Annotated in this window: 31 protein-coding genes; 24 read left to right on the forward strand and 7 right to left on the reverse strand. The window is 68.1% G+C overall.

Going from position 1 to position 24,735, the window contains the following annotated elements; translation table 11 throughout:
* The first annotated feature begins 218 nt into the window (after positions 1–218).
* The 14 genes from ISP_RS30260 (at position 219) to ISP_RS30325 (ending at position 10,936) form a co-directional block, all read left to right on the forward strand.
* Positions 219–884 carry a hypothetical protein gene (locus ISP_RS30260; protein WP_141748459.1) on the forward strand — a complete coding sequence of 222 codons (666 nt, stop codon included), beginning with the start codon at positions 219–221 and terminating at the stop codon, positions 882–884.
* 35 nt (positions 885–919) lie between these two features.
* Entirely contained in the window at positions 920–1,771 is an 852-nt protein-coding gene (locus ISP_RS30265; protein ID WP_141748458.1) for a DUF5677 domain-containing protein, read from the forward strand.
* Positions 1,772–2,042: 271 nt separating this feature from the next.
* On the forward strand, positions 2,043–3,278 hold the full coding sequence (locus ISP_RS30270; RefSeq protein ID WP_013227700.1) for a helix-turn-helix domain-containing protein: 1,236 nt from the start codon (positions 2,043–2,045) through the stop codon (positions 3,276–3,278).
* Between the two features lie 4 nt (positions 3,279–3,282).
* A complete protein-coding gene (locus ISP_RS30275; RefSeq protein WP_013227701.1) occupies positions 3,283–3,840 on the forward strand; it encodes a flavoprotein in 558 nt (185 codons plus the stop codon).
* Positions 3,841–3,943: 103 nt separating this feature from the next.
* Positions 3,944–4,216, forward strand: a complete 273-nt coding sequence (locus tag ISP_RS30280) for a hypothetical protein (protein ID WP_034286343.1) — start codon at positions 3,944–3,946, stop codon at positions 4,214–4,216.
* A gap of 36 nt (positions 4,217–4,252) precedes the next feature.
* Complete coding sequence (locus ISP_RS30285; protein WP_013227703.1) at positions 4,253–4,705, forward strand: hypothetical protein; 453 nt, start codon at positions 4,253–4,255, stop codon at positions 4,703–4,705.
* A 246-nt stretch (positions 4,706–4,951) separates the two neighbouring features.
* Complete coding sequence (locus ISP_RS30290) at positions 4,952–5,218, forward strand: hypothetical protein (RefSeq protein WP_013227704.1); 267 nt, start codon at positions 4,952–4,954, stop codon at positions 5,216–5,218.
* Positions 5,199–5,450 carry an AMED_5909 family protein gene (locus ISP_RS30295; protein ID WP_014467377.1) on the forward strand — a complete coding sequence of 84 codons (252 nt, stop codon included), beginning with the start codon at positions 5,199–5,201 and terminating at the stop codon, positions 5,448–5,450. Before ISP_RS30290 ends, ISP_RS30295 begins: the two co-directional genes overlap by 20 nt.
* A 332-nt stretch (positions 5,451–5,782) precedes the next feature.
* Positions 5,783–7,327, forward strand: a complete 1,545-nt coding sequence (locus ISP_RS30300; RefSeq protein ID WP_013227706.1) for a cell division protein FtsK — start codon at positions 5,783–5,785, stop codon at positions 7,325–7,327.
* Positions 7,324–7,710, forward strand: a complete 387-nt coding sequence (locus tag ISP_RS30305; RefSeq protein ID WP_013227707.1) for a hypothetical protein — start codon at positions 7,324–7,326, stop codon at positions 7,708–7,710. Before ISP_RS30300 ends, ISP_RS30305 begins: the two co-directional genes overlap by 4 nt.
* Complete coding sequence (locus tag ISP_RS30310) at positions 7,710–9,305, forward strand: replication initiator (RefSeq protein WP_013227708.1); 1,596 nt, start codon at positions 7,710–7,712, stop codon at positions 9,303–9,305. Before ISP_RS30305 ends, ISP_RS30310 begins: the two co-directional genes overlap by 1 nt.
* 14 nt (positions 9,306–9,319) lie before the next feature.
* Entirely contained in the window at positions 9,320–9,532 is a 213-nt protein-coding gene (locus tag ISP_RS30315) for a helix-turn-helix domain-containing protein (RefSeq protein ID WP_013227709.1), read from the forward strand.
* A gap of 94 nt (positions 9,533–9,626) precedes the next feature.
* Positions 9,627–10,097, forward strand: coding sequence for a hypothetical protein (locus ISP_RS30320; RefSeq protein WP_013227710.1), 471 nt, complete (start codon positions 9,627–9,629; stop codon positions 10,095–10,097).
* Positions 10,097–10,936 carry a tyrosine-type recombinase/integrase gene (locus ISP_RS30325; protein WP_013227711.1) on the forward strand — a complete coding sequence of 280 codons (840 nt, stop codon included), beginning with the start codon at positions 10,097–10,099 and terminating at the stop codon, positions 10,934–10,936. Before ISP_RS30320 ends, ISP_RS30325 begins: the two co-directional genes overlap by 1 nt.
* 37 nt (positions 10,937–10,973) lie before the next feature.
* Here ISP_RS30325 and ISP_RS30330 read toward each other — a convergent pair whose 3' ends face one another.
* Positions 10,974–12,335, reverse strand: coding sequence for an NAD-dependent succinate-semialdehyde dehydrogenase (locus tag ISP_RS30330; protein ID WP_013227712.1), 1,362 nt, complete (start codon positions 12,333–12,335; stop codon positions 10,974–10,976).
* Positions 12,336–12,440: 105 nt separating this feature from the next.
* On the opposite strand from ISP_RS30330, the gene ISP_RS30335 reads away from it, so the two are divergent.
* Both ISP_RS30335 and ISP_RS30340 read left to right on the forward strand, forming a co-directional pair.
* Entirely contained in the window at positions 12,441–12,878 is a 438-nt protein-coding gene (locus ISP_RS30335; protein WP_013227713.1) for a hypothetical protein, read from the forward strand.
* A gap of 32 nt (positions 12,879–12,910) precedes the next feature.
* On the forward strand, positions 12,911–13,318 hold the full coding sequence (locus ISP_RS30340) for a hypothetical protein (protein ID WP_235204789.1): 408 nt from the start codon (positions 12,911–12,913) through the stop codon (positions 13,316–13,318).
* Here the strand turns inward: ISP_RS30340 and ISP_RS30345 are convergent.
* Complete coding sequence (locus ISP_RS30345; RefSeq protein ID WP_013227715.1) at positions 13,273–13,710, reverse strand: L,D-transpeptidase; 438 nt, start codon at positions 13,708–13,710, stop codon at positions 13,273–13,275. The two genes, ISP_RS30340 and ISP_RS30345, sit on opposite strands and share 46 nt — an antisense overlap.
* A gap of 78 nt (positions 13,711–13,788) precedes the next feature.
* Positions 13,789–14,694 (reverse strand): hypothetical protein, encoded by a 906-nt coding sequence (locus ISP_RS30350; protein ID WP_013227716.1) that lies wholly within the window; start codon positions 14,692–14,694, stop codon positions 13,789–13,791.
* A 122-nt stretch (positions 14,695–14,816) separates the two neighbouring features.
* Here ISP_RS30350 and ISP_RS30355 point away from each other — a divergent pair, with 122 nt between their 5' ends.
* The gene (locus ISP_RS30355) at positions 14,817–15,122 is read left to right on the forward strand and encodes a hypothetical protein (RefSeq protein ID WP_013227717.1); all 306 of its coding nucleotides are present in this window, start codon (positions 14,817–14,819) and stop codon (positions 15,120–15,122) included.
* 10 nt (positions 15,123–15,132) lie between these two features.
* Here the strand turns inward: ISP_RS30355 and ISP_RS30360 are convergent, their stop codons facing one another.
* Positions 15,133–15,567, reverse strand: coding sequence for a hypothetical protein (locus ISP_RS30360; protein WP_013227718.1), 435 nt, complete (start codon positions 15,565–15,567; stop codon positions 15,133–15,135).
* Between the two features lie 347 nt (positions 15,568–15,914).
* On the opposite strand from ISP_RS30360, the gene ISP_RS30365 reads away from it, so the two are divergent.
* Positions 15,915–16,781 carry a helix-turn-helix domain-containing protein gene (locus ISP_RS30365; protein ID WP_014467379.1) on the forward strand — a complete coding sequence of 289 codons (867 nt, stop codon included), beginning with the start codon at positions 15,915–15,917 and terminating at the stop codon, positions 16,779–16,781.
* 28 nt (positions 16,782–16,809) lie between these two features.
* Positions 16,810–17,520, forward strand: coding sequence for a 2OG-Fe dioxygenase family protein (locus ISP_RS30370; RefSeq protein ID WP_013227720.1), 711 nt, complete (start codon positions 16,810–16,812; stop codon positions 17,518–17,520).
* A 15-nt stretch (positions 17,521–17,535) separates the two neighbouring features.
* Here ISP_RS30370 and ISP_RS30375 read toward each other — a convergent pair whose 3' ends face one another.
* A complete protein-coding gene (locus ISP_RS30375; protein ID WP_013227721.1) occupies positions 17,536–17,916 on the reverse strand; it encodes an STAS domain-containing protein in 381 nt (126 codons plus the stop codon).
* A 139-nt stretch (positions 17,917–18,055) separates the two neighbouring features.
* Here ISP_RS30375 and msrA point away from each other — a divergent pair, with 139 nt between their 5' ends.
* From msrA to ISP_RS30400, 5 genes are all read left to right on the forward strand, one after another.
* Entirely contained in the window at positions 18,056–18,571 is a 516-nt protein-coding gene (msrA, locus tag ISP_RS30380) for a peptide-methionine (S)-S-oxide reductase MsrA (RefSeq protein ID WP_013227722.1), read from the forward strand.
* A gap of 357 nt (positions 18,572–18,928) precedes the next feature.
* A complete protein-coding gene (locus ISP_RS30385; protein ID WP_034286347.1) occupies positions 18,929–21,205 on the forward strand; it encodes a M4 family metallopeptidase in 2,277 nt (758 codons plus the stop codon).
* Between the two features lie 76 nt (positions 21,206–21,281).
* Complete coding sequence (locus tag ISP_RS30390; protein WP_013227724.1) at positions 21,282–21,791, forward strand: OsmC family protein; 510 nt, start codon at positions 21,282–21,284, stop codon at positions 21,789–21,791.
* Positions 21,792–21,870: 79 nt separating this feature from the next.
* The gene (locus tag ISP_RS30395) at positions 21,871–22,848 is read left to right on the forward strand and encodes a daunorubicin resistance protein DrrA family ABC transporter ATP-binding protein (RefSeq protein WP_014467380.1); all 978 of its coding nucleotides are present in this window, start codon (positions 21,871–21,873) and stop codon (positions 22,846–22,848) included.
* Complete coding sequence (locus tag ISP_RS30400; protein WP_013227726.1) at positions 22,845–23,648, forward strand: ABC transporter permease; 804 nt, start codon at positions 22,845–22,847, stop codon at positions 23,646–23,648. The genes ISP_RS30395 and ISP_RS30400 overlap by 4 nt, the downstream gene beginning before the upstream one ends.
* A gap of 21 nt (positions 23,649–23,669) precedes the next feature.
* Here ISP_RS30400 and ISP_RS30405 read toward each other — a convergent pair whose 3' ends face one another.
* Entirely contained in the window at positions 23,670–24,095 is a 426-nt protein-coding gene (locus tag ISP_RS30405; protein WP_013227727.1) for a nitroreductase/quinone reductase family protein, read from the reverse strand.
* Positions 24,092–24,664 (reverse strand): DUF6069 family protein, encoded by a 573-nt coding sequence (locus ISP_RS30410; protein ID WP_013227728.1) that lies wholly within the window; start codon positions 24,662–24,664, stop codon positions 24,092–24,094. The genes ISP_RS30405 and ISP_RS30410 overlap by 4 nt, the downstream gene beginning before the upstream one ends.
* Positions 24,665–24,735 lie beyond the last annotated feature (71 nt).

Here is a 24,735-nt window from a genome sequence, read left to right on the forward strand (position 1 = left end):
CTGAGCTATCCGCACAAATCAATGCCACCGGAGATGAAGACGACTCGACGTTGCGCGCCGCTCAAATTTACTTCACTGGGCGTAAGATTGGCGCCGATAAGAATTCTAACGTACTTCCTAGCTCAGTCCGAGAGCTTGAGATTTCGGCACAAGACATGCGTGAGACGTTGGACATGCTCGCGACTCCCGCCGGAATGCACCCTCAAGACACTTACGTCATGTCAAAAAGCAACAGAGATCATGCGCTCACATTGCGAGAACATCTCCGGGAAGTTGAGTCAATTCTCTCTCGCATCGAAGACCGCATCTACCTATTTCTGGTTCGAACCGAAGCGCAACTTCTTTTAGGTCGAACATCATCAGACATATTTGAGCGGGCGCGCACGTTCGTCGATTCGAAGCTTGCCGAACTTGCGCCCGAGCCACTTGAACAGTTCCAAGCGGCGTACAAGCGTTTACAAGAGGGTGACATTGAAGCTCGATCACACGCGCTCACTTCCTGCAGAAGGATAATCAAGACTGTCGCCGACCTCGTCTATCCGCCCAAGAAGGAACCCGTCAAGGGATTCGACGGCAAAGAGCGAATACTCAACGCCGAGAAATATATCGGCCGGTTGCTGCAATACATCACCGAAACTATTGGGCCTCACGGGTCCGCAAAGGTTGTCTCCGCAACGCTTGAAAGCCTTGGCAGGCGGCTTACAAACCTGAATGAACTTAGCAGCAAAGGGGTTCATGCTGATATTACAGCCGACGAGGCAGATATGTGCATAATTCAGACGTATCTACTAATTGGGGAGGTCTTGCGCTACCGCGAAGGGAATTTCGCCCTGATCGACGAAGACCTGGCCGCCGGAGAGAACCCAAACCCCATTCAAGATTAACCGAAATCCAAACACAGCAGCCGGCGAAGGACCACATGAGCGACCAGTTCAGCAATGTGAAGATCTTAGATATTTGCCAAGATTTGATTGCACTCTGGAAAACCCGCAAAGATAGCGAGATGCGCTATCGAGACCGTCGCACGAATCCTGGTCTCATGAAGTTCCTATCGGTACACGGACTTGTCGCACACACTTATCGTGTTGGCGAGCAGGCTCTCACGATGTGCACCTCGGGCGCAACCCTGGAAGCCATGCCGTTGATACGTATGTCATATGAATCGGCTCTAACCTCGCATTGGATTGCGCAGAATATCGATGGAGCAGAGGCACTTCTGAACCGCGACGTTCACAGCAGAGAAATCGCAATTAGGACACTACTGAACGCTCGATCAGAAGTGCTGCGTTCAGGAGCACAAGATTTTCCCGCCGCAGACGCGGAACTTCTCCGGACATCTTCCAAGGCGCAGGCACGAAACTTTGAGCAGCTCTGTCGCGATCTAGAGCCTGGTGGCGTAGACGCATACGCGTACTACCGCTTGATGAGCTGGTACTCCCACCCAAGTTCAAGAATCATCGATAGTTACGTAGTTCCCACAGAAGACAGACAGAATATTTCTGCACTGCGTCTCGAACCTGCCGAAACAGACACAATAATGTGGGTTCACTTCCTGGCTTATTCGTTCGTATGGGCGGGCCGAGCAGTCGACTTCGTAGATGCTGATCGTACGCATCGCAACAAGCTTCGCGATGCGGCACGTACGCTTGGAATTGCTGAAGTACTCAAATTGTCTGACAAAGCTAAGCTTCGAACAGCGAAGGCCGAGAAGGAGGAGCGGCGCGCCAACTGGAAGAGTCCAAGACAGAAGGACTCTAACGAATCTCCATAACGTAGCGAAGTTCGTATCGGTCGACCCGGAACAGGATCTGGGCTGTCTCTACTGAGATCGTCTTTGGCACCAAATCCGTCTACAACGAGAAGCGTCTGTGCAATCTGGACCATCGGCCGGTTCGCCGCGATGTCTAACAGCTCAGCTTCCTGCTCGACGTGAGCTGTCGTGGCGGAGCAGATGAGAGGAAGCAGGCAGGGCACCGCCGGACACGGTTGTGGTGTGCAGCCGGCGGCAGGGTCGACTTCGCCCCAGGCTGTAATCTGAGGTCATGCGTGGTGCGGGTGACCAGCTCAGCATCGGTGAGCGGATCGCGTTCTACCGGCGGCGGCGTGGGCTGTCGCAGGCGGTTCTTGCTGACCTGGTGGGCCGTACCGAGGACTGGTTGAGCAAGATCGAGCGTGGTGAGCGGGACATCCGCAGGCTGGACGTGCTGGCCGACCTGGCGCGAGCGCTGCGGGTGACGCTGGGTGACCTGCTCGGCGAACCCGTGCTGATGGAAGAGCAGGACAAGCACGACGACGTACCGGCGATCCGGGACGCGCTGATGGCTCCCCGCCGGCTGTCGCGGACGTTGTTCTCCTCGGCCATGTCGCCCGAGTACATCGACCCGCAGCCTGTTCGGCAACTGGTCGAGGGTGCCTGGTCGAGCTACCAGAAGGGTGACCTGGGGCGGGTCGTGACCGCGCTGCCTGGGCTGATCAAGACGACGCAGGCGATGGAGGCTGCCTCAGCGGATGATGCCGGGTACAAGCGGGCCTGCGCGGCGATCTCGGCACGGGTGCACCATCTGGCCGCGACGACATTGAGCAAGATCGGTGAGGCTGACCTCGCCTGGATCGCGGCCGAACGCGCTATGCAGGCGGCGGACGACTCCGACGACCCACTGGTCCTGGCCTCCGCCGCACGCTCCGGCACGCACGCGCTCCTGGCCGTGGGTCGGTTCGATGACGCGCTTGAGCTGGGCGACGTCGCGGCGAAGTGGCTGCTGCCAAGGATGGCCGAAGGTGATCCTGCCGCGCTGAGCCTGTACGGGATGCTCTACCTCCGTACGGCTGTCGCGGCGGCGCGTCACCAGGACCGGACTACCGCGAACGACCTCCTCGGACACGCGAAAACCGCCGCTGACCAGCTGGGTGTGGACGCGAACTACTGGCAGACCGGGTTCGGGCCGGCCAACGTCGAGCTGCACCGGCTCTCAGCCGCGTTGGACCTCGGCGACGTCAGCCAGGTGATCGAGACTGCTCCGCGCGTCAACGTCGACCACCTGCCCGTGGAACGCCAGGTCACGCACCTGATCGACTTCGCCCGTGCACTCAGCCTGCTCGCCAAGGACGACGACGCCCTACAGGTCCTCCTGGAGGCCGAGCAGAAGTCGCCGACCATCGTCCGGCACAACACGATGGTTCGGGAGGTCGTGCGGTCCATGTACCGGCGTGCCCCGGCCACGGCTGGCAAGTCCTCGGCGCTGCTCGCGCTGGCTGAGCGCTGCGGCGCGGTGAGGTAGCCGCATGTCTCGAGTTCTCGGGCTGGTCGCCTCCGGGGCCGGCGGGGTCGAACACCTGCTTCCACGCCTGATCAAGCCTGCCCAGGAAGCAGGCTGGACCGTCGCGGTCACCCTGACCCCCACCGCCGGCCGCTGGCTGGCCGAGACCGGGCAGCTCGACGAGATCGGGCAGGCCACCGGCTACCCGGTGCGGGTCGAGCCCCGCTCGCCGTCGCAGAAGAGCCCGCACCCGGCCCCGAGCTGCTACCTAGTGGCGCCGGCCTCGGCGAACTTCGTCGCGAAGATGTCCCTCGGCATCGCCGACAACCAGGCGCTGACGCAGGTCAACGAGGCGATCGGGACGCTGAACCTGCCGGTGATCGTGTTCCCGCGCGTCAACGCGGCCCACGCGCGTCAGCCGTTCTGGACCATGCACATCGAGAACCTGCGGCGCGTTGGCGTGGACCTGCTCTACGGTGATGACGTCTGGCCGCTGCACGAACCACGGTCCGCTCCTGGCCGGGATCTGCCCTGGTCAGCCATGCTGGACGCGATCGAGAAGGCCGTTCCGGCCGACCGCTAGAACCCACCCGGACAGTTTGTCCGGGTGATCTCTCCCACGCGGGTGTCTCCTGATCACAGCGCGCCCGATCGGACGCGCGAAAGCCGAGACATCGGGAGAGCACATGGGCATTCACGTGGTGATTCAGCCCCTCGTCGGATACGGCGCTGCCGTCGTGTCACCTTCCCCGGGAGTCCGCCAACTGGTGGCCGGGGGCGATGAAACCGCGATCATGATCCAGGTACCGGCTCGGATCGGCGGCCTGATGGACACCGCGCGGTTCGCGCGGAGCCTCGCCGTGGCCGCGAACGAGTTCGGCGAGTGGTGCGAGACGCAGAACCGCACCCGCACCTACTCCTCTCCTCTCGGCGACCAGTGGTCGGAAGAGCGCGACTGAGCGCGAAGAAACCCATACCAGTAAAGGGAATTCAGCATGGCTATCGACAAGGGACACCGGTTCGACATCGACTTCGACCACGCGTTTCCGCAGGGCTTGGTCATGGTGGGCGAAGTGTCGCCGGACAACGAGTACCAGTCGCGTGAGGACCGGGCCGCCAATCGTCCGGTCAGGCAGCGGGTCGACGAGGTGACCGGCAAGCGGCAGTGGAAGGTCATGGTCACCGACCCGGCCGAGACCCGCGCGAAGCGGGCGTCGTTCGAGATCACGCTTCTCGCCGACGTGCAGCCGGTGCCGACCACCTCGGAGGCGCTGCCCGGAATGCGACCGATCGAGCTGGACGGGCTGACGGCGGAACCGCGCGTGGCTGGGCAGGGCGAGTTCAAGTACCAGTCGTACGTGTTCCGGGCGACCGGCTTCAAGCAGGCCAACAGCAACGCGAAGACGTCTCGGTCCGGCGGCACCGGTGAGACGCCGAAGGCGGCGTGACAGCGATGGGCTTCCGCGAGCAGGTAGAGGCGTGGGAGCGGGCGTATCGGGACTACATGGCCGCGTGGGAACACGGCCGTGCGGTGCTGTCGCCGATGAGTGCGACGAACACGGCGAACGCTGCTCGGCGGGTGTCGCGGGCGTGGCACGAGCTGGCGCAGGCGCGCGGGTTGCCGTGGTGGTGCGTGGCTGCGCTGGAGTCGGCGGCCGAGGGGTTCGCCGACCTGGCCCGGGATTGGGAAGAGCATGACGGCAACGTGGGACGGGCTGGGGCTGCGGTGGACGGTGGGGCCGGGTACCGAGGTGACGGTGGAGGAGACCGGGACGGGCGCGTCACATCCGCCGGTTCTGGTGCTGGCCGGTGGGCTGTGCGTGGTGACGCTGGTGCCGCCGGAGGACCAGACCGCCTGGACGGGATGCGCGGTGTTCCTTCGCCGGCTCCGCGACCACGCCGAGGAACTGGCGGTGCTGCTGGAAGCCCGCGCGGGGAGGCGTGATCGTGGCGAAGGGTGAGCCGAAGACGCTGCGGGAGGCCCACGAGGTCGTGATGGACCGCCGACCGCCGAACAACGCGAACCCGTCAGCGTGGCTGGCGTTCCGGCTCGGCAACGCGCGGTTGTACAAAGCGATCGCAGACGTCGACCGGGGCCACCACCACGAGGCGCTGTACTGGGCCGGATACGAGGAACGGCAGGCGGGTGAGATCTCGGCCGAACTGCAAGCGGAAGGCAAGTCCGCCGATTAATCGCATGTAGACGACCAAAAAGTCAACAGTAAAGCGAAAACGCACGCTATGACGTGCGGCGATGAAGCACGTCCTGTTGCGGGTGCGTGTGATCCGTAAGGCGCAGAAGCGGAACCTGGCTACCAACCTTGCCGCTCCTGCGCTGTCCACAACCAGCGGAAGTGAACAATGACAACGCTAAACGATGACAACGGGCGAGCGTCAACGGGGGTCACCCGAACGCGCTGCGCCTCCTGCAAACGATTCGCCAAACTGCTGCCCGGCGAGACCCAGTGCGCTCCCTGTTTGGGGATGCTGCCGCTGGACCTGCGGGTGAAGCGGGGTGGTCGGTGATGTCTCCCGGCTTCGCGGTGATGGCCCTGGCTGGGCTGGGGCTCGGTGTGTGGGTGCTGCACAAGGTCGGCCGTGCCCTGGCGTCGATTCTGGAAGCGTTGGCTGCGGCGGCCGTGGTGTTCGTGGCGCTGTGGTGGCTGTGCAAGGCCGTGGTTTGGATGCTCGCGCAGGTCGTGACGCGGTGGCGGACGAGCCTCGCCGTGGTCGCGGTCTACGCCTGGTGTGAGCTGTTCGGCTGGCTCTCCCTGGCGATCACTGTGGGCAGCGTCGTGGTGGCGTGGTGGGTGATCGACGCGGTCTCGTTCGATCAGTGGTGCTGGCGGTTCCTGCGCTCCTGGTGGGTGCGGTGGGCCGTCTACGGCCGGAAGCTGCCCGGGTGGCTGCACGCCTGCGGTCTATCGGTGCGGGACGAGGCGCTGCCGGTGGTGGTGAACGTGAACCTGGTCGGTCGCCGACGCGCGCTGTCCCGCTCGACGTCGAACCGGCCGAACGCGCGGATGCCGAAGGTGCTCGGCGTCCGCTCCGGCGCGTCGTGGGATGAGGTGCGGGTGGAACTGGTGGCTGGCCAGAAGCCGGAGGACTTCGACAACGCTGCCCGGGCCTTGGCGGTGGCGCGCAAGGTCGCTCGTTGCCAGGTCCGTGAACTGGCACCGAACGTGGTGTCGATCGACTTCCAGCGGCGTGACCTGCTCGGCGGCGGAGTGGCCGGCCCTCAGGTCCCCGATGGCGTCGACTTGTCCGGTGTGGACTTGCGCAACGTCTGGGCGGGCCGGACCGAGTACGGGCGTGACTGGCGCGTCCCGCTGCTCGGCTCGGGTGCGCACTGCCTGACCGCCGGTGCCTCCGGGGCGGGCAAGAATTCGGTGATGTGGTGCCCGCTGGTCGCGGCGGCCTCGGCGATCCGGGCCGGGGTGGTACGCATGTCCGGCATTGACCCCAAGGGCATGGAACTGGCCTACGGGCGCGGCATCTTCACCCGGTACGCGGTTGGTGGTAAGGACGCGGTCGAGCTGCTTGACGGCCTGGTGGAGGAGATGGAATCCCGCAAGCGGATCTTCGCCGGTCGGCTGCGGACCGTCCCGGTGTCGACGGAGTATCCGTTGGAGCTATTGGAGTTCGACGAGATCGGCGCGCTGACGAAGTACACGGACCGCAAGACCCGTGAGGCCATTGTGGAACGTGTCGCGCTGCTGACGACCCAGGGGCGGGCGTTGGGTATCTCGGTCCGTGGCTATGTCCAAGAACCGACCAAGGACACCGTTCCGGTCCGCGAGCTGTTCACCCGACGCGTGTGCCTGCGCGTGACGTCCAAGACGCACGTCGGGATGGTCCTCGGTGACGGCGCGTATGAGCGTGGGGCGTGGGCGAACCGGATCGGTGATTCGGAGGCCGGCGTGGGCTACGTGTGGGGTGAAGGCATCCGCGAACCGCTGCGCATCCGGGCCGGGTGGGTCTCCGACGGCACCGTGAAGGCGCTGGAGGCGTACGTGACCAATGGGGGTGTCGCGGATTTGCGACACGGCGGCGAGGGGGTGGCCGCGTGAACCGGCTGATGATCTTCCTCGACGCCATCCGCGATCACCTCGACTCCCACCAGCTGCCGCCGGCCGCCTCGGTCGACGTCAACGCCTGGTCCAGCCCGATCACCGTCCAACTCGACGTCGACGGCCTCGCGAAGGTCGCTCGGGCGTTGCTGGTGTGGAGCCAGACGCTCGAGGACGTCTCGGCCCGGCTGTGGCGGCTGGTCGACGGCAAGTGGGTGCACATCTCGATCACCGGCCGGACACCCTGCGGCATCCCCGTCGCGGTGTTCGGCGTGGTCCGGTTCGAGCCGAGCACGTTCCCCGACCTCCCGGCCGGGGCAAAGCAGGACATGCCCGTCTACCTGCTGCGCGGCTGGTCGACGCCCGGGGAAGTGGCGGCCTGATGACCGAGACACGCGCCGAACGGATGCGGACACCGCTGGCCGCCGACGTCATCCGGGCGACGGCCGAGAAGCACGGGGTCTGCGTACGACCGTTCACGATGGAGGTCGGCGACACCGCGACCGGCGAACTCCGCTACGTCCCGGTCCCCTGCGGCTCTACCGTGGAATCGGTGTGCCTGCCGTGTGCGCGGAAGGCGAAGGCGCTGCGGCAGGCCCAGTGCCGTGAGGGCTGGCACCTGACCGAAGAGCCCGATCTCACCCCGGCTCCGCCGTCCGAGGGTCACACGGAGCTGCTGACCTACCGGGCGGACCTGGTGGCGGCTTACCGGGAGGTGGTCGAGCACGACCAGGCCGAGGCCGAGGAGTTGCGGGAGGAGGTCGCCGGGGTTGATGCGGAACTTCGGCAACTCGGGATGCGGGGCCGGCTGCCCGCCCTCGACGTGCCGACCAAGCGGGCGGTGAAACGGTCGACCAAGCGGCGGCAGGACGCTCCGAACCTGCCTCGGCGGAAGGTCGCGAAGACGACGGTCGGCCGGGAGTTCGCGGGGAAGTTCCGGCCGTCGATGTTCGTGACGCTGACCTGTGACACCTACGGGCCGGTTCGTGGCGACGGTGCCCCGGTCGACCCGTCCCGGTATGACTACCGGCGGGCTGCTCGGGATGCGGTGCACTTCTCGGCGCTGGTGGATCGGTGGTGGCAGAACCTGCGGCGGGTTGTCGGCTGGGATGCGCAGTACTTCGCCACGGTCGAGCCGCAGCGTCGGGCCGCTCCGCACCTGCACGCCGCTATTCGGGGCTCGGTGCCGCACGACGTGATCCGCCAGGTCACCGAAGCCACCTATCACCAGGTCTGGTGGCCGGCGCATGACGAGATCGTCTATGCCGACCGGCGCCCAGTGTGGGACGGCCCGGACACCGGCTTCGTCGACCCGGAAACGCGTCAGCCGCTGACCCGCTGGGACGACGCGATAGAGGCGGTTGAGTGCCCGGCGCACGTCGTCACGTTTGGGCGTCAGGTGCACTCGAAGGGCATCCTCGGCGGCACTGAGGAGGCCGGCCGTCACATCGGCTACCTGACCAAGTACCTCACGAAATCCACGGGTGAGGTGGTCGAGGCGGACAGCGCGTCGCAGGCCGATCACCACGACCGGCTCCATGCCGAGCTGTCGGTCACGCCGTGTTCGCCGCGCTGCGCGGTCTGGCTGCTCTACGGCGTCCAGCCCAAGGGCGTCACGGGCAAGACCACCCCCGGGCACTGCCAGGGCCGGGCTCACCGCCGGACGACGCTCGGGCTGCCCGGCCGCCGTGTGCTGGTCTCCCGGAAGTGGTCGGGTAAGACGCTGGTGGATCACAAGGCCGACCGGCGAACGTTCGTGCTGCAAGCGCTCGCGGCGGTCGGGATCGAGAAGCCGGAGACCGACCGGTCACAGCAGGTCTGGCGGAAGGTCGAGCCCGGCGATCCGCAGGTCCCGCCCCGGCCGCACCTGGTAATGCGTGCGATCGCGGAACGGATCACGTGGAAGGCCGAGTACGACCGGGCGCTACTGGCAGCGGAGAGACCTCCAGAAACTTCGGCAACTGGACTCGCTGCATGACAAAGGGGGAAGCAATGGAAGCACAGGTGAAGGTCGTCAGCGTCGAGGGACTGTGGACTCCGGATGATCTGAGCACGTTCCTCGGCATACCCGTGAAGACGCTGCGGGACTGGCGTTTCAAGGGCTATGGCCCGCAGTGGCTGCGGCTGGGAAAGCACGTTCGGTACGACCCGGAGACGGTGCGCCGGTGGCTCGACACGCTGAACGGATCGACAGAAGCCGCATAGCGATCAACTACCCACGACGAGGACCTACCCCATGCCTCCACCAAGAGGCATGGGGTAGGCGATTTTTCCTATACAGCAAGAGAAAGGCGAGTTCATGAAAGGCCACGTGCAAGACAGGTGGTGGCGGCAAAAGAAGGACGCGGAGGGTAAGCCGGTCTTCAATGCCAAGGGTCATCCGGTCCGCGAGAAGACCGAACTGTTCGGCAAGGGCGACCGGTACAAGGTCCGCTACTACGACCCCGAAGGCAACGAACGCAGTAAGTCCTTTCCGGACAAGCAACTCACGAAGGCCAAGACCTTCCTGACCAAGATGCAACACGACGTGCTCGCCGGTGAGTACATCTCGGCCGAGTCCGGCGAAGAGAAGTTCCGCGACTACACGGCCCAGTGGCGCAAGGGCCAGTCCGCCGACGCGGGGACCCGGCAGACCGTGAGCAACCACCTCAAGACCGGGATCTTCCCGTTCCTCGGCGACAAGCCACTCAAGGTGGCTGCGAAGACCGACACCATTCGGGACTGGCTCGACTGGTTGGAACGGCCGAAGAGCGAGGCGGACGCGGCCTGATGGCGTCCACTCGCGCGGTACTCTTCGACACCGTATCCGCCATCCTCCAGGCGGCCTACGACGATAAGAAGATCCGGGCGAACCCCTGCCGGGCGAAGAGCATCAAGCGGCCCAAGCCCGTCCAGCGGAAGGTCATCCCGTGGCCGGACAGCCGGGTCCGCGCGGTGCGGCTCGCCCTGCCCGCCGAGTACACCGTCACGGTGCCGCTCGGGGCCGGGCTCGGCCTACGGCAGATGGAGATCTTCGGGTTCAGTCCGGATGACGTCGACCGGGACGAGATGATCGTCAACGTTCAGCGTCAGATCCGGTGGATCGGCACTCAGCCGGTGTTCTCACCTCCGAAGGGTGGCAAGACGCGTGTGGTGCCGCTCGGGCAAGGCGTGCTCAACGACATCGACGACTACATGGCCACCTTCGAGCCGGTCACGCTGACGCTCCCCTGGCTCGAACCGGGTGGTCGGCCCGAGACCGTGCGCGTGCTGATCGGCCGGACGACGAAGCGCAGCGTCTACGCGGGCCAGCCGATCAGGAACGTGATCAAGGGCGCCAACTTCGCATACCACGTCTGGCGGCCGGCCTTCGCGAGCGCGGGACTGGACTACGTCGAACGGCGAGACGGGATGCACGCCATGAGGCACTTCTTCGCGTCCACGATGCTCGCCAACGGCGTGTCGATCAAGGAAGTCGCCGAGTACCTGGGTCACCACGACCCCGGATACACGCTCCGGATCTACACGCACCTCGTCCCGTCGAGCCACAAGCGGGCTCGGGCGGCTACCAACAAGGTGTTCAAGCCCCGCCGGCCGGAGCAGACGGCCCAGGATTCCGAGACGGCCTGACGACGGCCTGGCGGGCCAAACGCAACAAAACAGCAGGTCAGAGGCGGATGGGCTTCTTGTTCATGAACTCCTCGATCCCCAACGGCCCCAGCTCGCGTCCCATGCCCGACCGCTTGATCCCGCCGAACGGCAGGTCCGCCTCCGACCCGCCCGACTTGTTCACGTACACCATTCCCGCCTCGATCCTCCGCGCCACGCGAGCCGCCCGGGTTCGGTCGGCTGCGAACACGCTTGCCCCCAGCCCGAATGGTGTGTCGTTGGCCAGGGCGACCGCCTCTTCCTCCGTCTCCGCCCGGAACAGCAGCGCCACCGGGCCGAAGATCTCCTCGTGGTACGCCGCCATCTCGGGCGTCACCTCCGTCAGGACCGTTGCCTCCACGTACGCGCCCGGGCCCGGGATGCGGTGGCCGCCCGCGCGCAGCGTTGCTCCTTCGCGGATCGCCGTCTCTATCTGGGCCGACACCTCGTCCGCCGCCGCGCTCGAGGCCAGCGGGGGCAGGGTTGTCGACGGGTCGGCCGGGTCGCCCGGGACGTAGTACTCCGTCACGCGCTTGGCGAACCGGTCGGTGAACTCTTCGTACCACCCGCCCAGCACGATGATGCGCTTCGGCGCGTTGCACGACTGGCCGCAGTTGCGCATCCGGGCCGTCGCCGTGATCTTGACCGTCTCGTCGAGGTCGTCGGTGTCCAGCACGATCAGCGGGTCCGAGCCACCCAGTTCCAGGACGCACTTCTTGAGGTTGCGCCCGGCTTCGGCCGCCACCGAGATGCCCGCCTGCTCACTGCCGGTCAGCGACACCCCGGCGAGGCGCGGGTCCGCGAGCATCCACGGAACTTGGCGGCTCGACGCGAACACGTTCACGTACGCGTCCGCCGGCACGCCGGCGTCCCGCAGCACCGCCTCGATCGCGACCGCCGAACGCGGGCAGATCGACGCGTGCTTGAGCAGGATCGTGTTGCCCAGCACCAGGTTCGGCGCCACGAACCGGGCGACCTGGTAACACGGGAAGTTCCACGGCATCACGCCCAGCAGTGCCCCGATCGGCTCCTTCGTCAGCACCGCCTCGCCGCCGCGGATGGCCAGGGGCTCGTCCGCCAGCAGGTCCGGGCCGCGCTCGCCGTAGTACCGGAAGATGTCGGCGACGACGCCCAATTCGCCGCGGCCTTCGTTGATCCGCTTGCCCATCTCCAGCGTCATGATCGCGGCGAGCTCGTCCGCGCGCTCGGCGAACAGCTCCCCCGCGCGCCGCACGATCGCGGCGCGTTCGGCGACCGGCCGGGCCCGCCAAGCCGCGTACCCGCGGTGCACCCGGTCGATCGCGTCGCGGACCTCCTCGTCGGCCGCGTTCGGGATTTCGTCGACCAGCTCACCCGTCGCCGGGTTGATGACTGTGTACACAGCGGCCTCCTTCGTCAGCCTACTGGATACTGTATACACTATGTGAGCAATGATCGACACCCGCGCGGCGGTACCCGGCGCCACTTGATCGACTATCGTTCCCCCATGACGCTGGAACTCACCGGCGGACCCGCTTTCGCCGCACCGGCCCCGAAAAACCCGCGCTGGACCCGGCGGTACACCGCTGCCGCGGTCACCTTCGGCTGCCCCGCCCGCACGCCGGAACGCACGCCACGAGTGTGGAGCGGACGCGGTCTCGGCCTGCCGGAAGCCGAATTGGCGGGCTTCGCGGCGCAACTGCGCCACGTCATGAAGAAGGACGTCTACTGGATCGCCCGGGCCAAGTGCCCGGACCGGCACGCGGGTGACGCGGCCGTCTGGTCTCCAGGCCACTACGACGACGAAGACGGCTTCGTCTACTTCGCCGGCCCCTGCGCCCACGGCGGCCCGTGGCCCGGCTACCGGCCCGCGCGGGCGTTCAGCATCGCGCTCCCCCGCGTCCGCGGCCTGCGGATCCGGGTGGCGGCGTACCTGGCCGGATGACACCGGCTCGAGCAGGGGCCGTCGCCGCCGTGGTGAGCGGTATACCGTCGACCGCCCACGCGCTCCTCACCGGCCGTGACGTCCTGGCGGCCACCCGCGCGGCGGGCACCCTGCTGCCGGGACGGCGCACCCGGCCCGGCGTCGCCGCCGGGCTGATCGCGCACGTCGTCGTCTCCGCCGCCTGGACCGGCGTGCTCGCCGCGATCGCCCGGCACCACCGGCTCAGGGCCGGCGGCGGCGCAATCGCGGGCCTGGCCATCGCGGCGCTGGACCTCGGGATCGCGGCCCGCGCGTACCCCGCCGTGCGGGCGTTGCCACGCGGGCCGCAGATCCTGGATCACCTGGTGTTCGGCGCCGTCACCGGCGCGCTCCTCGATCGTCCGGTTTGGACGGATCAGGGCACGACCTCGACGACGTCACCCGGGTGCAGCGAGTTGTAGAACGTCACCGCGGAATCGTGCGAAAGGTGTACGCACCCGTGGGACTTGACCTTCAGGCTGCCCTGGTGGAACGCGACCCCGGTGTTGGTGAAGAACACCGAGTACGGCATCGGCCCGTTGAACTGCTTGCTGTAGTGGTCGATGTCCTTGTACTGCACGTGGAACTTCCCCAGCGGGGTCGGGTACTTCGGCAGCCCCACGGTGATCGGGACGCCGCCGTAGGTGACGTTCCCGGCGCCGTCGGTCAGCCACGCGGTATTCGAACTGCGCTGGACGCAGGCTTTCGCTTCGGCACTGCACGGCGTCGGCGCCGCTTCGGCCGTTCCCGCGAACGCCACGGTCCCCGCCATCGCGGCGACCCCGCCCAGTAGTGCGATCATCCTCCGGTTCATCGTGTGCCTCCCGTTGTCGTTCGGCTACACAAAGAGAGTGCCCACTCGGGCGATCTTCGAACCCGCAGGACCGAAAAATCAATGCTGCGGTTGCGAAAGCCCGAGGAATTCGGCCTGCTCGCGGTCATAGCGGCGGGTCAGGCCGGTGCCGTAGCGGTCCCACCAGTTCTGCGTGTGCCCGCCCTGGGTGGTGTTCGTCCCGCCGTAGATCTGCCGGTCGTATTCGACGCGGGCGTCGCGGAACTCCTGCTGGAACTGCTCCGGCGTCAGCCCTTGGACGTGCTGGATGGTCGCGTCGCCCAGCGTCCGCGAACTGCGCACGATGTCCTCCCCCGCCATGTGGTTGAGGATCGCGCGGACGCCGCCGGCGCCGCGCATGTGCGCGCCGGACATGATCGCGGCCTGGGTGCCGGGATCGGTGAAGTTGAGCGCGCCCGCCGTGCGCGCGTTCGCGGTCATCAGGTCGGCGACGACCGCGCGTTCCTCGGCGCTGCCGATCCCGTACTCCTCGCGCGCGGCGATGATCCGGTCGTAGCCGTTGTGCATGTTCTGCCGGAAGCCGTACGCCTCGGGCACGCCGCCCTGCTCGCCCGTCGCGCCTTCGGACCGCATGATCGAGTCGACGACCCGGGGGTCCAGCTGCTGCGGCGCGGCTGCCGCGGCGGCGCCGCCCCCGCTCTGCCCGCCGCCGTAGGCCTGGGCGACGTCGGAGTCGGCGGCGCGGTATCCGTCCGCGGCCGTCCGGACGTTCTGGTTCACGTTCGTCAGGAGGTGCAGGAGTTTCTGCAGGGCACTGCCCAGCGTCGAGTGCAGCGCCGAGTTCGCGGCCGCGACGCCGCTGCCGATCCCGGCGAACGACAACGCGTCCAGCACCAGGCCTTCCAGGTCGCGGGTGGCCGACAGGAAGGACGACCCGACGTCTTCGACCGCGTGGGCGATCGTTCCCATCTCCGCCGTTTCGGCGTGGTAGGCCCCGGCACTCATGGTCTGCTCCCTCCGGACACCGGCTGTGCGCATCGAGAATTCCCCACCGCGCCGGACCGGTCCACGGCCGAATTACCCACTGATCGCGGCCGGACTGCCCACACCGGCGCTAAGGTCGGGAGATGAGCACACCCGACGGCGACCCGAACGTGGTCGAGGGCGAGATCGTCGACGACACCCCCACCGCGGCACTGGCGATCCCGTCGCCGCCGCTGCCGGACCCGGACTACAGCGAGGGCGGGGTGCCCAGCTTCGACTTCGTCCGGGACAAGATCGAGAACCGGTACACCACGTCGCTCGGCTCGGTCGACGTCGCCGGTCTCGGCACCGAGAACACCGCCGAGACCCTCGACAAGCAGATCGCCGACCGCGACCAGGCGGCCAAGGACCGGCTGGCCGAGATCCGCCGCTCGATGCGCGGCGAGTGAGCGCGCACCCTCACATCCGGCGCGCGGCGCTCGTTCCGCACTCCGGCGCCCCGCTGCCGCGGAGGAAGTGCGCGGCCGCGTAGCCGGCGTGCCCCGCGACCGTGCCACGCAGCCACCGGTCGTCCGCGGACGCCGGCGTGCCGTGCGTCCAGCACTCCGCCTCGAACGTGCCGCCCTCGGCGACCCAGCCGGTCCGGCGGCAGGTCGCGGCCGCGCACGAGCGGACGTTGAGGCCGTTCTTGCCCGTCCCGGCCACGACGTACGGCGTCGGCACGGTCCGCGCGAGCAGGTCACTGCCGCCGGCGGCGGGAGCGGCGGGCGGCGGGCCGGATGAGCCCGCCGGGCCCGAGGCGAGGCCGCCGAGCAACAGGTAGAGCAGGAAGGCCACGAAGGCGGTGGCGGCCAGCACCTTGATCAGCACACCCGGTCTCAGCACGACGAACATGGCGATTCCTTCCCCTCGGCGCCGTCGGCCGGTCCGGTCCCTGTCGTCGTCCTGGTGCGTCCTCACTGTCCTGGGTCGTCCTGGGTTCCGGGCCTGCTCCGGCCTTGTCCTGCAAGTGTCGCTCCGGGAAGTCTCGTTTTGCAATTCCCACGGGGGAATCCCAGGGTGGAACACCCGTTCGGCCCAGCAGGCGGCTCACCAGCGGAAACCCACCAATTGACGCGATCGAGGGGTGGCTTACCACCATCAGCGACCGAAAGGAGTAGGGTCCGCGGCGCGGTGGGAAACCCACGAGCTGGATCCCATCGCGAACGACCCACCGCGAGAACGAAGGTCCCATGGCCCCCATGCAAGGTCCGATCGTGCCGCGTCGCCGGATCGCGGACACGTTCAAGGGCCTGCGTGACGAATCCGGCCGGACCCTCGAGGAAGTGGCCGAAGCGCTGCTGATCTCGACGTCGAAGCTGTCCCGGCTGGAGAACGCGCAGGGCAGCCCGCAGGCCAGGGACGTCCGCGACCTGATCCGCTTCTACGGCATCGAGAACACGCAGCTGGCCGAGCGGCTGATGCGCTGGGTGAAGGCGTCCGGGCGGCAGGGCTGGTGGACCGACTACTCGCAGACCACGGCGACCCCCGGCCTCGACGCCCACCTCGCGTACGAGTCCGAAGCCTCGGTGGCCCGGATCTACACGATCCCGCTGCTGCCGGTGCTCCTGCAGACCCCCGACTACGCCCGGGCCCAGTATTCGACGCACGAGCCGTGGTGGTCGGCCGAGGAGGTCGACCGGCTCGTCGACCTGCGCGAGCACCGCAAGCACGTCCTCGCCGAACGCGAGGACATGGAGCCGCTGAGACTGGTCGCGGTGACCCACGAGTCCGCCCTGCGGCAGTTCGTCGGCTCCCGCGAGATCATGCACGCCCAGCTGGACCACCTGGTCGAACGGTCGACCGCGCCGAACATCGAACTGCGCGTGTTCCCCTTCGCCCATCCCCCGCTGTTCTCGATGAGCTGCATGTACGCCTACTTCGAGTTCGAGAACGAGCTCGACCGCGACATCGTGCACATCGAAACCCACGCCGGGTTTCGGCACATCGAAACCGCCAAGACGGTCGAGTACTACCGCGGCTACCACGACGCCCTCGTGGCCGCCTCCCTCGAACCCGACGAAAGCCGCGCCCTGATCCGTGAAATCCAGACCGCGCAGTTCGGCTGATCCCCTTCCCTTCACGTTGGGACAACGCATGGCTTTCGACTTTCCCGTTCCCGCAGGCGAAGAACTCCACCTGTACCGGAAGCGGCTCGACACCGACGGCTACCTCGTCGTGTCCGACGACGAGCTCGGGCTGCCCGGCGCGCGCCTGCGCGAGCACCTGCTGAGCACGTACTTCACCCCGGACGTCCTCCGCTGCTACCCCGGCGACATCCCCGCCGACCGGGAGCGCGCCCGCGACGTCGTCGAGTACGCGTGGGACGGCGAGACCCCGGTGCTCACCGAGCACTCCGAAATCGCCATCGAGGACCGGGGCGGCCGCCCCGGGCGGCGCGAGTACGCCCGGACGCCCGTGGCGCACGATCCGCTGTTCGCGTCCTGGATCCGGGCCGCGCTCGGCCTCATCCCGGAAGGCCGCCGCCAGCTGCGGGGAACGTTCGGCGTCAACCTCTTCCGGACGTTCACCAACGTCGTGACGCGCCCGCACGCCGACGGCGAGGAGTTCGTCTTCGTCTACGTCGTGGACCGGGCCGGCGCCGGCGCGGAGACGTCGCTGTTCCGCCCCGGCGCGCCGGGGACCGCGGTGCACACCCAGCGGCTGGAGCCGGGGCAGCTGATCGTGTTCGAGGACGCCCGCTTCCTGCACACCGCCAGCCCGCTGATCGCCCCGGACGGCGGGCGCGCCCGGCGCGACGCCCTCGTCTGCACGGTCGACCACCCGCAGACCTACGGCCTCGGCTGACGCTGACGCTGACGCTCAGCAGGGCAGCCAGCGCATCTCGACCGGCTGGTAGGCGGCGATCGTCGCCAGGCGGTCCGGGAACACCCGCACCAGCTCGGCGAGCCCGGTGCGGCGGACCACCCGTTCGACGCCCGTGCCCGGCGAGGCGACCAGGCACCCCGGCAGGCCCCGGTCGCGGCAGCGCTCGATCGCCTCGAGCAGGCCGCGGACCCCGCGTTCGGAGAGGAAGTCCAGCCGGGCGAGGTCGATCACCAGCAGCCGGGGCCACGGCAGTCCGCAGAGAGCGGTCTCGAGCACCGACGCCCGGCGCAGCACCGTCGTGATGCCGGGCTCGCCACACATCTCGACGACCAGCACGCCGCCGGAGCGTTCCGAGGCGATGTCGTCGTTGCGCATCGCGCCTCCCGGGAGTCATCCCGTCCCGGGACCATCGTCCCACGTCACGTCAGGCTTCCGTAATACCCGCGTGGAATCATCGCGGGTCCGGGGCAGTTGTAACGGGCGGTAGCACCGCACGAGGAGAAGGAGTGACGCCGTGACCACGTCAACCGAAAGGGCCGTCCTGGCCGGCGGCTGCTTCTGGGGCATGCAGGAGCTGTTCCGCCGTCAGCCCGGGGTGATCTCGACCCGGGTCGGTTACAGCGGCGGCGACGTCCAGAACGCCACTTACCGCAACCACGGCACGCACGCCGAGGCCATCGAGGTGATCTACGACCCCGCGCAGACCACGTTCCGCGACCTGCTCGAGTTCTTCTTCCAGGTGCACGACCCCACGACGAAGGACCGCCAGGGCAACGACATCGGCCTGAGCTACCGCTCGGCGATCTTCTTCGAGAACGACGAGCAGAAGCGGGTCGCCGAGGACACGATCGCCGACGTCGACGCGTCGGGGCTGTGGCCGGGCAAGGTCGTCACCGAAGTCAGCCCGGTGGGTGACTTCTGGGAGGCCGAGCCGGAGCACCAGGACTACCTGCAGCGCATCCCGAACGGGTACACGTGCCACTTCGTGCGCCCGGGCTGGAAGCTCCCGAAGCGCGAGAAGACCGCCTGACACCAGTACCACCGAAGGCCCCTTCGCCGATTGGCGAAGGGGCCTTCGGCGTTTGGACGCAGTGCCATCCGGGACTCCGCCACCCGGCCCCCGATGCAGCGGTGAAGATCGCCCGAACGGCGGTGATCTCCATTCAGTCCTCAGTGGACACTCGTCGCCCAAGATCCCAATCGTGTCGAATGTCCCATTTGCGATGTATTGCTACTCGCCGATAAGACTCCTACGTTCGTCGCTTGTTCACGGGGCTTTCACACCGGATGCTGATTTCCGCTAAGCCGCACCATTTTTCCCCGTCGTCCCCGTTCTCGGCCCGGCTCGACCCCGGGCCGGTTCGCCCTGCCCGGAGGAGCTCCCCCGATGCACCTGAGACGTCCATTGGTCTTGGCCGCCAGCGGCGCGCTGATCGCCGCGGTGTGCACGACCACCACCGCCCAGGCCCAGCCCGCCACCCCGAACGCCGTCCCGGACGCCCAGACCCTGGCCGTGTCGGCGGCGGCCGGGCTCGTAGCGAGCCGTCCCGCCGCGCTGCACGCGAGTGCGGACGACGTTTTCCTGGCCCAGAAAGCGATTTCCGCGACCAACGGCCTGAAGTACATCCCCTACGAGCGCAGCTACAAGGGCCTGCCCGTGGTGGGCGGCGACTTCGTGGTGGCGACCGACTCGACGGGCCAGGTGCTCGGCACCTCCGTCGCCCAGGACCAGACGATCGACCTCGCCACGAACACGGCGAAAGTCTCGCAGGCCGCGGCCGAGGCGACCGCGCGGCAGCAGCTGTCCGCGGTGGACAGCGTGAGCCCCGCGCAGCAGGTCGTCTTCGCGCTCGGTTCCCCGACCCTGGCGTGGAAGAGCACCGTCGTCGGCCGCGACGCCGAGGGCCCGAGCCGGCTCGACGTCATCGTCGACGCCACCACCGGCAAGGTGCTCAAGACCCAGGAGCACGTCCTCAACGGTGACGGCACCAGCGCGTGGAACGGGCCGAACCCGGTGCACCTCGACACCACGCACTCGGGCAGCACGTACTCGCTGAAGGACCCGACCATCACCAACACGTCCTGCCAGGACGCGGCCAACAACACGACCTTCAGCGGACCGGACGACCTCTGGGGCAACGGCACCGCGAGCAACCGCGAAACCGGTTGCGTCGACGCGCTGTTCGCCGCGCAGACCGAGAACAAGATGCTCTCGCAGTGGCTGGGGCGCAACAGCTTCGACGGCAACGGCGGCGGCTGGCCGATCCGCGTCGGCCTGAACGACCAGAACGCCTACTACGACGGCAGCCAGGTCCAGATCGGCAAGAACACCGCCGGCGGCTGGATCGGCTCGATCGACGTCGTCGCGCACGAGCACGGCCACGGCATCGACGACCACACCCCCGGCGGCATCTCGGGTTCGGGCACCCAGGAGTTCGTCGCGGACGTCTTCGGCGCCTCGACCGAGTGGTTCGCGAACGAGCCCGCTCCCTACGACCAGCCGGACTTCCTCGTCGGCGAGCAGGTGAACCTGGTCGGCTCCGGCCCGATCCGCAACATGTACAACCCGTCGGCGCTGGGCGACAAGAACTGCTACGACAGCAGCGTTCCCAACGGTGAGGTGCACGCGGCCGCCGGCCCCGGCAACCACTGGTTCTACCTGCTGGCCGAGGGCACGAACCCGACCAACGGCCAGCCGACCAGCACCACGTGCAACAGCTCGACGGTCACCGGCCTCGGTGTGCAGACCGCGGTGAAGATCTTCTACAACGCGATGCTGCTCAAGACCTCCGGCAGCTCGTACCTGAAGTACCGCACCTGGACGCTGACCGCGGCGAAGAACCTGTTCCCGGGCAGCTGCACCGAGTTCAACACCGTCAAGGCGGCGTGGGACGCGATCTCCGTCCCGGCGCAGTCGGCCGACCCGACCTGCTCGGCGACCGGCACGGTCACCGTGTCCAACCCGGGCAACCAGTCGACCGTCACCGGCACCGCGGTGAACCTGCCGCTGTCGGCCTCGGGCGGCACCGCGCCGTACTCCTGGACCGCCACCGGCCTGCCGGCCGGCCTGTCGATCAACGCCTCCACCGGCGTCATCTCGGGCACCGCGACCACCGCGGGCACCTCGAGCGTCACGGTGACGGCGAAGGACGCGGCCAACAAGACCGGCACGGCGTCGTTCAGCTGGACCGTCGGCACCACCACCGGCTGCTCCGGCCAGAAGATCGTCAACGGCGGCTTCGAATCCGGTAGCGGCAGCTGGACCGGCACCACCGGCTCCATCGGCCAGTGGGCCTCGCAGGGTCAGGCCGCGCACGGCGGCACCTACTCGTCCTGGCTCGACGGCTACGGCTCCACCACCACCGAGTCGATCGCGCAGTCGGTGAGCGTCCCGGCGGGCTGCCACGCCAGCCTGACGTTCTACCTGCACATCGACACCGCGGAGACGACCACCTCCACCGCCTACGACAAGCTGACCGTGACCAACGGCAGCACGACGCTGGGCAGCTACTCCAACCTGAACAAGGCGTCCGGGTACGCGCTCAAGACCATCGACGTCTCGTCGGCGGCCGGCGGCACCCTCGCGCTGAAGTTCACCGGCACCGAAGACAGCTCGCTGCAGACCTCGTTCGTCATCGACGACGTGGCCGTCACCCTGAGCTGAACAACTGAACCGTAGGAGCGGGGAGGCCGGGATTCCGGCCTCCCCGCTTCCGCGTTTCCAGGAGCAGAATCGGCGGATGGACACCGAAGAACTGCGGGCGACCCAGGCGCCGCTGAAGGACAAGTACCGCGAGGACCCGGAAAGCGCGCTGATCACGCTGCACGCCGACGCCGAGCTGGCCGGCCTCGGCATCTCGTGCAAGGTCGAAACCGGCCGCGCGGTCGTGGAGGCCGGCCTGCACCCGGCCACGGGCGGCGACGGCACCCTCGCCTGTTCGGGTGACATGCTGCTCGAAGCGCTCGTCGCGTGCGCGGGGGTGACTCTGCGGGCCGTCGCGACGTCGCTGGGCCTGACCGTCCGGGGCGGGCGCGTGCGGGCCGAAGGCGACCTCGACTTCCGCGGCACCCTCGCCGTGGCGAAGGACGCTCCGGTGGGCTTCCGCGCTATCCGGCTGGCGTTCGACCTCGACACCGACGCGAGCGAGGACCAGCTGGCGACGCTCAAGAAGCTGACCGAGCGCTACTGCGTCGTGTTCCAGTCGCTGCGGACGCCCCCGGAGTTCGCCGTCACGCTTTCGGCAGGCTGAGCCGTCTCAGGGAGAAACCCCGAGGACAAACCGGGCAGGGTGGCCTAGCTTGTCGGGGTCACCTGAAGGGGGAGCCGCCATGCCACAGCCGGAACCGGACCCAGCCGTCCGGGTACGCGGGCTCGTGAAAACCTACGGTTCGACGCGCGCGCTCGACGGCGTCGACCTCGACATCCCGGCCGGGCAGGTGCTCGGCCTGCTCGGCCCGAACGGCGCCGGGAAGACCACCACCGTGCGCATCCTGACCACGCTGCTGCGCCCCGACTCGGGGTCGGCGCACGTGGCCGGGTACGACGTGCTGGCCGAGCCGGACGAGGTGCGGCAGCGGATCGGGCTGTCCGGCCAGTACGCCGCCGTCGACGAGAACCTCACCGGGTTCGAGAACCTCTACATGGTCGGGCGGCTCTACGGCCGCAAGAAGGCCGCGGCCCGCTCCCGCGCCCGGGAGCTGCTCACGCGGTTCCGGCTCGAGGAGGCCGCCGACCGGCCGGCGAAGGGCTATTCCGGGGGCATGCGGCGGCGTCTCGACCTGGCCGGCGCGCTGATCGCCGAGCCCACCGTCGTGGTGCTGGACGAGCCCACCACCGGCCTCGACCCGGGCGGGCGGCTCGACACCTGGGAGGTCATCAAGGAGCTCGTCGCCGACGGCACGACCGTGCTGCTGACCACGCAGTACCTCGAAGAGGCCGACCAGCTCGCCGACTCGATCGTGGTGATCGACCACGGCCGGGTGATCGCCCGCGGCACGGCGGACGAACTGAAGGCGCAGACCGGCGGCGAACGCCTGGAGCTGGTCGTCGCCTCGGCCGCGGACCTGCCGAAGACCCTGGATGTGCTGCGCGAGGTGGGCACCGGCGAGCCGGCCGGCGACGCCCACACGCGGCGCGCCGAAATCCTGGTCGACACCGGGCCGAAAGCGCTGATCGAGGCCTTGCGGCGGCTCGATTCCCAAGGCATCACCGTCCAGGACGTCGGCCTGCACCGGCCGACGCTGGACGACGTCTTCCTGTCCCTGACCGGCCACGGCGCCTCGTCGACCGAAGGGGTCTCGAAATGAACGCGTTCGCGAAGGGCATCTCCGACGGCGGCATCGTCACGTGGCGCAACCTGATGAACGTCCGCCGCAACCCCGACTGGCTGATGGCGGCGACGCTGCAGCCGATCATGTTCGTGCTGCTGTTCGCCTACGTCTTCGGCAACGCGATCGGCGGCGAAGCGGGCGGCGCCGCGTACCGCGAGTTCCTGATCGCCGGGATCTTCGCCCAGACGGTGGCGTTCAACTCGGCGTTCACGGTGATCGGGTTCGCGAACGACCTGCAGAAGGGCATCATCGACCGGTTCCGCTCGCTGCCGATGTCCCGCATCGCGGTGGTCCTCGGCCGCACGACGTCGGACCTGGTCGTGAGCGTGGTGGCGCTGATCGTGATGTCGCTGTGCGGGCTGCTGGTCGGCTGGCGCATCCGCGGCAGCTTCTGGGACGCGCTGCTCGGCTACCTGGTGATGCTGATGTTCGCGTGGGCCCTGTCCTGGGTCGGCGCCCTGATCGGCCTGGCGGCGCGCAGTGTGGAGGTGGCGCAGAGCGCCGGGCTGATCTGGATGTTCCCGCTGAGCTTCATCTCCTCGGCGTTCGTCCCGACGGACACGCTCCCCCCGTTCCTGAAGGCGATCGCGGAGTGGAACCCGTTCACGGCGGTGATCAACGCGACGCGGGACCTGTTCGGAAACCGCTTCGGCGTCCCGCCGACAGGCTGGCCGGCGGAGAACGCGGCGCTGTACGCGATCCTGTGCTGCTTGGCGATCATCGCGATCTTCGCCCCCCTGGCGACGGCGCGGTACCGCCGCGTGGCGAGCAAGTAGGACCGTCCGAAGAGGACTAGATCAGTCCTCTTCGGACAGTTCCACGATCGGGATCACCCGCCTGGCCTGCCGGGCCTTCGCCTGGTGATCCGCCAGGAACGGGTACTCCTTCTCCAGCTCCGTCCACGTCCGCACGTAATCCGCGCCCAGCAGCGGCAGCGCCTCCGCGTCGAAGGACCGGCCGTCCACCTCGACGCGCACCCGCGAGTCGGCCTCGAGGTTCAGGTACCAGTCCGGGTGGTGGGGCGCGCCGATGTTGGACGCCACCACCAGCCACCTCTCGCCGTCGCGGTGGACCATCATCGGAACCGTCCGCGGCTCGCCGGAAAGCCGGCCCGTCGTCGTCAGCAGCGCCAGGCGCTCGCGGTGCATGCCCTCGACCTCGCCGCCCGCGCGGAACTGCTCGATCACCCGGCGGTTGGTCTCCCGGATGTCCACGACGGTCACCGGTCGTAGTACCGGGTCGGCGGGTCCTGCTGGGTCCACTGCTGCCGGGTCGGCGGCGGCGGCGCGCCCTGCTGCCGGTTCGGCGGCGGCGCGCTCTGCTGCTGGGTGCGGCGCCGGTGCAGCGTCCGGGCGCTGGCCGCCATGCTGTTCACCACCGCGGCGATGACCAGGCCGATCACCAGGTTGATCACCGCCGTGGCGATCTTCGCGCTCGGCGCCACCGTCAGGGTCAGCGGCAGCACCACCGCGATCAACGTGACGAGCACCATGATCCAGCCGAAGAACTGGGACGGCGCCGGCGTCGCCACGCTCAGCAGGTGCATCAGCCCGGTGGCGAGCAGGGCCACCGCGGCGGCGACCAGCGCGTACGTCGTGGTGCTCGCGTTGCCCCAGACGCCTTCGCCTTTTGGGGCGAGCACTTCGACCTCGAAGATCCCGCGTGCGATCAGCAGCCCGACGACCGCGAGCAGGGCCGCGACCACCGCCGTCGCCACGCCGCCCGCCCACAGGCGGCGCGCGTCGATGCCCGGGCGGACGTCCTGGGGCTGGTTCCCGTAGTAGTCGGCCATCAGAGCCTTCCTGGGTCGGGTGTGCCTCTCCCGCCGATTGTCCCCCGTTTCGGCCCCGGCCGCGATTTGCG

The sequence above is a fragment of the Amycolatopsis mediterranei genome (assembly GCF_026017845.1).
In the GTDB taxonomy this organism is placed as follows: Bacteria; Actinomycetota; Actinomycetes; order Mycobacteriales; family Pseudonocardiaceae; genus Amycolatopsis; species Amycolatopsis mediterranei.

What these genes read in the sequence shown, in the direction of transcription:
- ISP_RS30260 (WP_141748459.1), top strand. Translation starts at nt 219, where the DNA reads ATGTCAAAAAGCAACAGAGATCATGCGCTCACATTGCGAGAACATCTC.
- ISP_RS30265 (WP_141748458.1), top strand. Translation starts at nt 920, where the DNA reads ATGAGCGACCAGTTCAGCAATGTGAAGATCTTAGATATTTGCCAAGAT.
- ISP_RS30270 (WP_013227700.1), top strand. Translation starts at nt 2,043, where the DNA reads ATGCGTGGTGCGGGTGACCAGCTCAGCATCGGTGAGCGGATCGCGTTC.
- ISP_RS30275 (WP_013227701.1), top strand. Translation starts at nt 3,283, where the DNA reads ATGTCTCGAGTTCTCGGGCTGGTCGCCTCCGGGGCCGGCGGGGTCGAA.
- ISP_RS30280 (WP_034286343.1), top strand. Translation starts at nt 3,944, where the DNA reads ATGGGCATTCACGTGGTGATTCAGCCCCTCGTCGGATACGGCGCTGCC.
- ISP_RS30285 (WP_013227703.1), top strand. Translation starts at nt 4,253, where the DNA reads ATGGCTATCGACAAGGGACACCGGTTCGACATCGACTTCGACCACGCG.
- ISP_RS30290 (WP_013227704.1), top strand. Translation starts at nt 4,952, where the DNA reads ATGACGGCAACGTGGGACGGGCTGGGGCTGCGGTGGACGGTGGGGCCG.
- ISP_RS30300 (WP_013227706.1), top strand. Translation starts at nt 5,783, where the DNA reads ATGTCTCCCGGCTTCGCGGTGATGGCCCTGGCTGGGCTGGGGCTCGGT.
- ISP_RS30310 (WP_013227708.1), top strand. Translation starts at nt 7,710, where the DNA reads ATGACCGAGACACGCGCCGAACGGATGCGGACACCGCTGGCCGCCGAC.
- ISP_RS30315 (WP_013227709.1), top strand. Translation starts at nt 9,320, where the DNA reads ATGGAAGCACAGGTGAAGGTCGTCAGCGTCGAGGGACTGTGGACTCCG.
- ISP_RS30320 (WP_013227710.1), top strand. Translation starts at nt 9,627, where the DNA reads ATGAAAGGCCACGTGCAAGACAGGTGGTGGCGGCAAAAGAAGGACGCG.
- ISP_RS30325 (WP_013227711.1), top strand. Translation starts at nt 10,097, where the DNA reads ATGGCGTCCACTCGCGCGGTACTCTTCGACACCGTATCCGCCATCCTC.
- ISP_RS30335 (WP_013227713.1), top strand. Translation starts at nt 12,441, where the DNA reads ATGACGCTGGAACTCACCGGCGGACCCGCTTTCGCCGCACCGGCCCCG.
- ISP_RS30345 (WP_013227715.1), bottom strand. Translation starts at nt 13,710, where the DNA reads ATGAACCGGAGGATGATCGCACTACTGGGCGGGGTCGCCGCGATGGCG.
- ISP_RS30350 (WP_013227716.1), bottom strand. Translation starts at nt 14,694, where the DNA reads ATGAGTGCCGGGGCCTACCACGCCGAAACGGCGGAGATGGGAACGATC.
- ISP_RS30355 (WP_013227717.1), top strand. Translation starts at nt 14,817, where the DNA reads ATGAGCACACCCGACGGCGACCCGAACGTGGTCGAGGGCGAGATCGTC.
- ISP_RS30360 (WP_013227718.1), bottom strand. Translation starts at nt 15,567, where the DNA reads ATGTTCGTCGTGCTGAGACCGGGTGTGCTGATCAAGGTGCTGGCCGCC.
- ISP_RS30365 (WP_014467379.1), top strand. Translation starts at nt 15,915, where the DNA reads ATGCAAGGTCCGATCGTGCCGCGTCGCCGGATCGCGGACACGTTCAAG.
- ISP_RS30370 (WP_013227720.1), top strand. Translation starts at nt 16,810, where the DNA reads ATGGCTTTCGACTTTCCCGTTCCCGCAGGCGAAGAACTCCACCTGTAC.
- ISP_RS30375 (WP_013227721.1), bottom strand. Translation starts at nt 17,916, where the DNA reads ATGCGCAACGACGACATCGCCTCGGAACGCTCCGGCGGCGTGCTGGTC.
- ISP_RS30385 (WP_034286347.1), top strand. Translation starts at nt 18,929, where the DNA reads ATGCACCTGAGACGTCCATTGGTCTTGGCCGCCAGCGGCGCGCTGATC.
- ISP_RS30390 (WP_013227724.1), top strand. Translation starts at nt 21,282, where the DNA reads ATGGACACCGAAGAACTGCGGGCGACCCAGGCGCCGCTGAAGGACAAG.
- ISP_RS30395 (WP_014467380.1), top strand. Translation starts at nt 21,871, where the DNA reads ATGCCACAGCCGGAACCGGACCCAGCCGTCCGGGTACGCGGGCTCGTG.
- ISP_RS30400 (WP_013227726.1), top strand. Translation starts at nt 22,845, where the DNA reads ATGAACGCGTTCGCGAAGGGCATCTCCGACGGCGGCATCGTCACGTGG.
- ISP_RS30410 (WP_013227728.1), bottom strand. Translation starts at nt 24,664, where the DNA reads ATGGCCGACTACTACGGGAACCAGCCCCAGGACGTCCGCCCGGGCATC.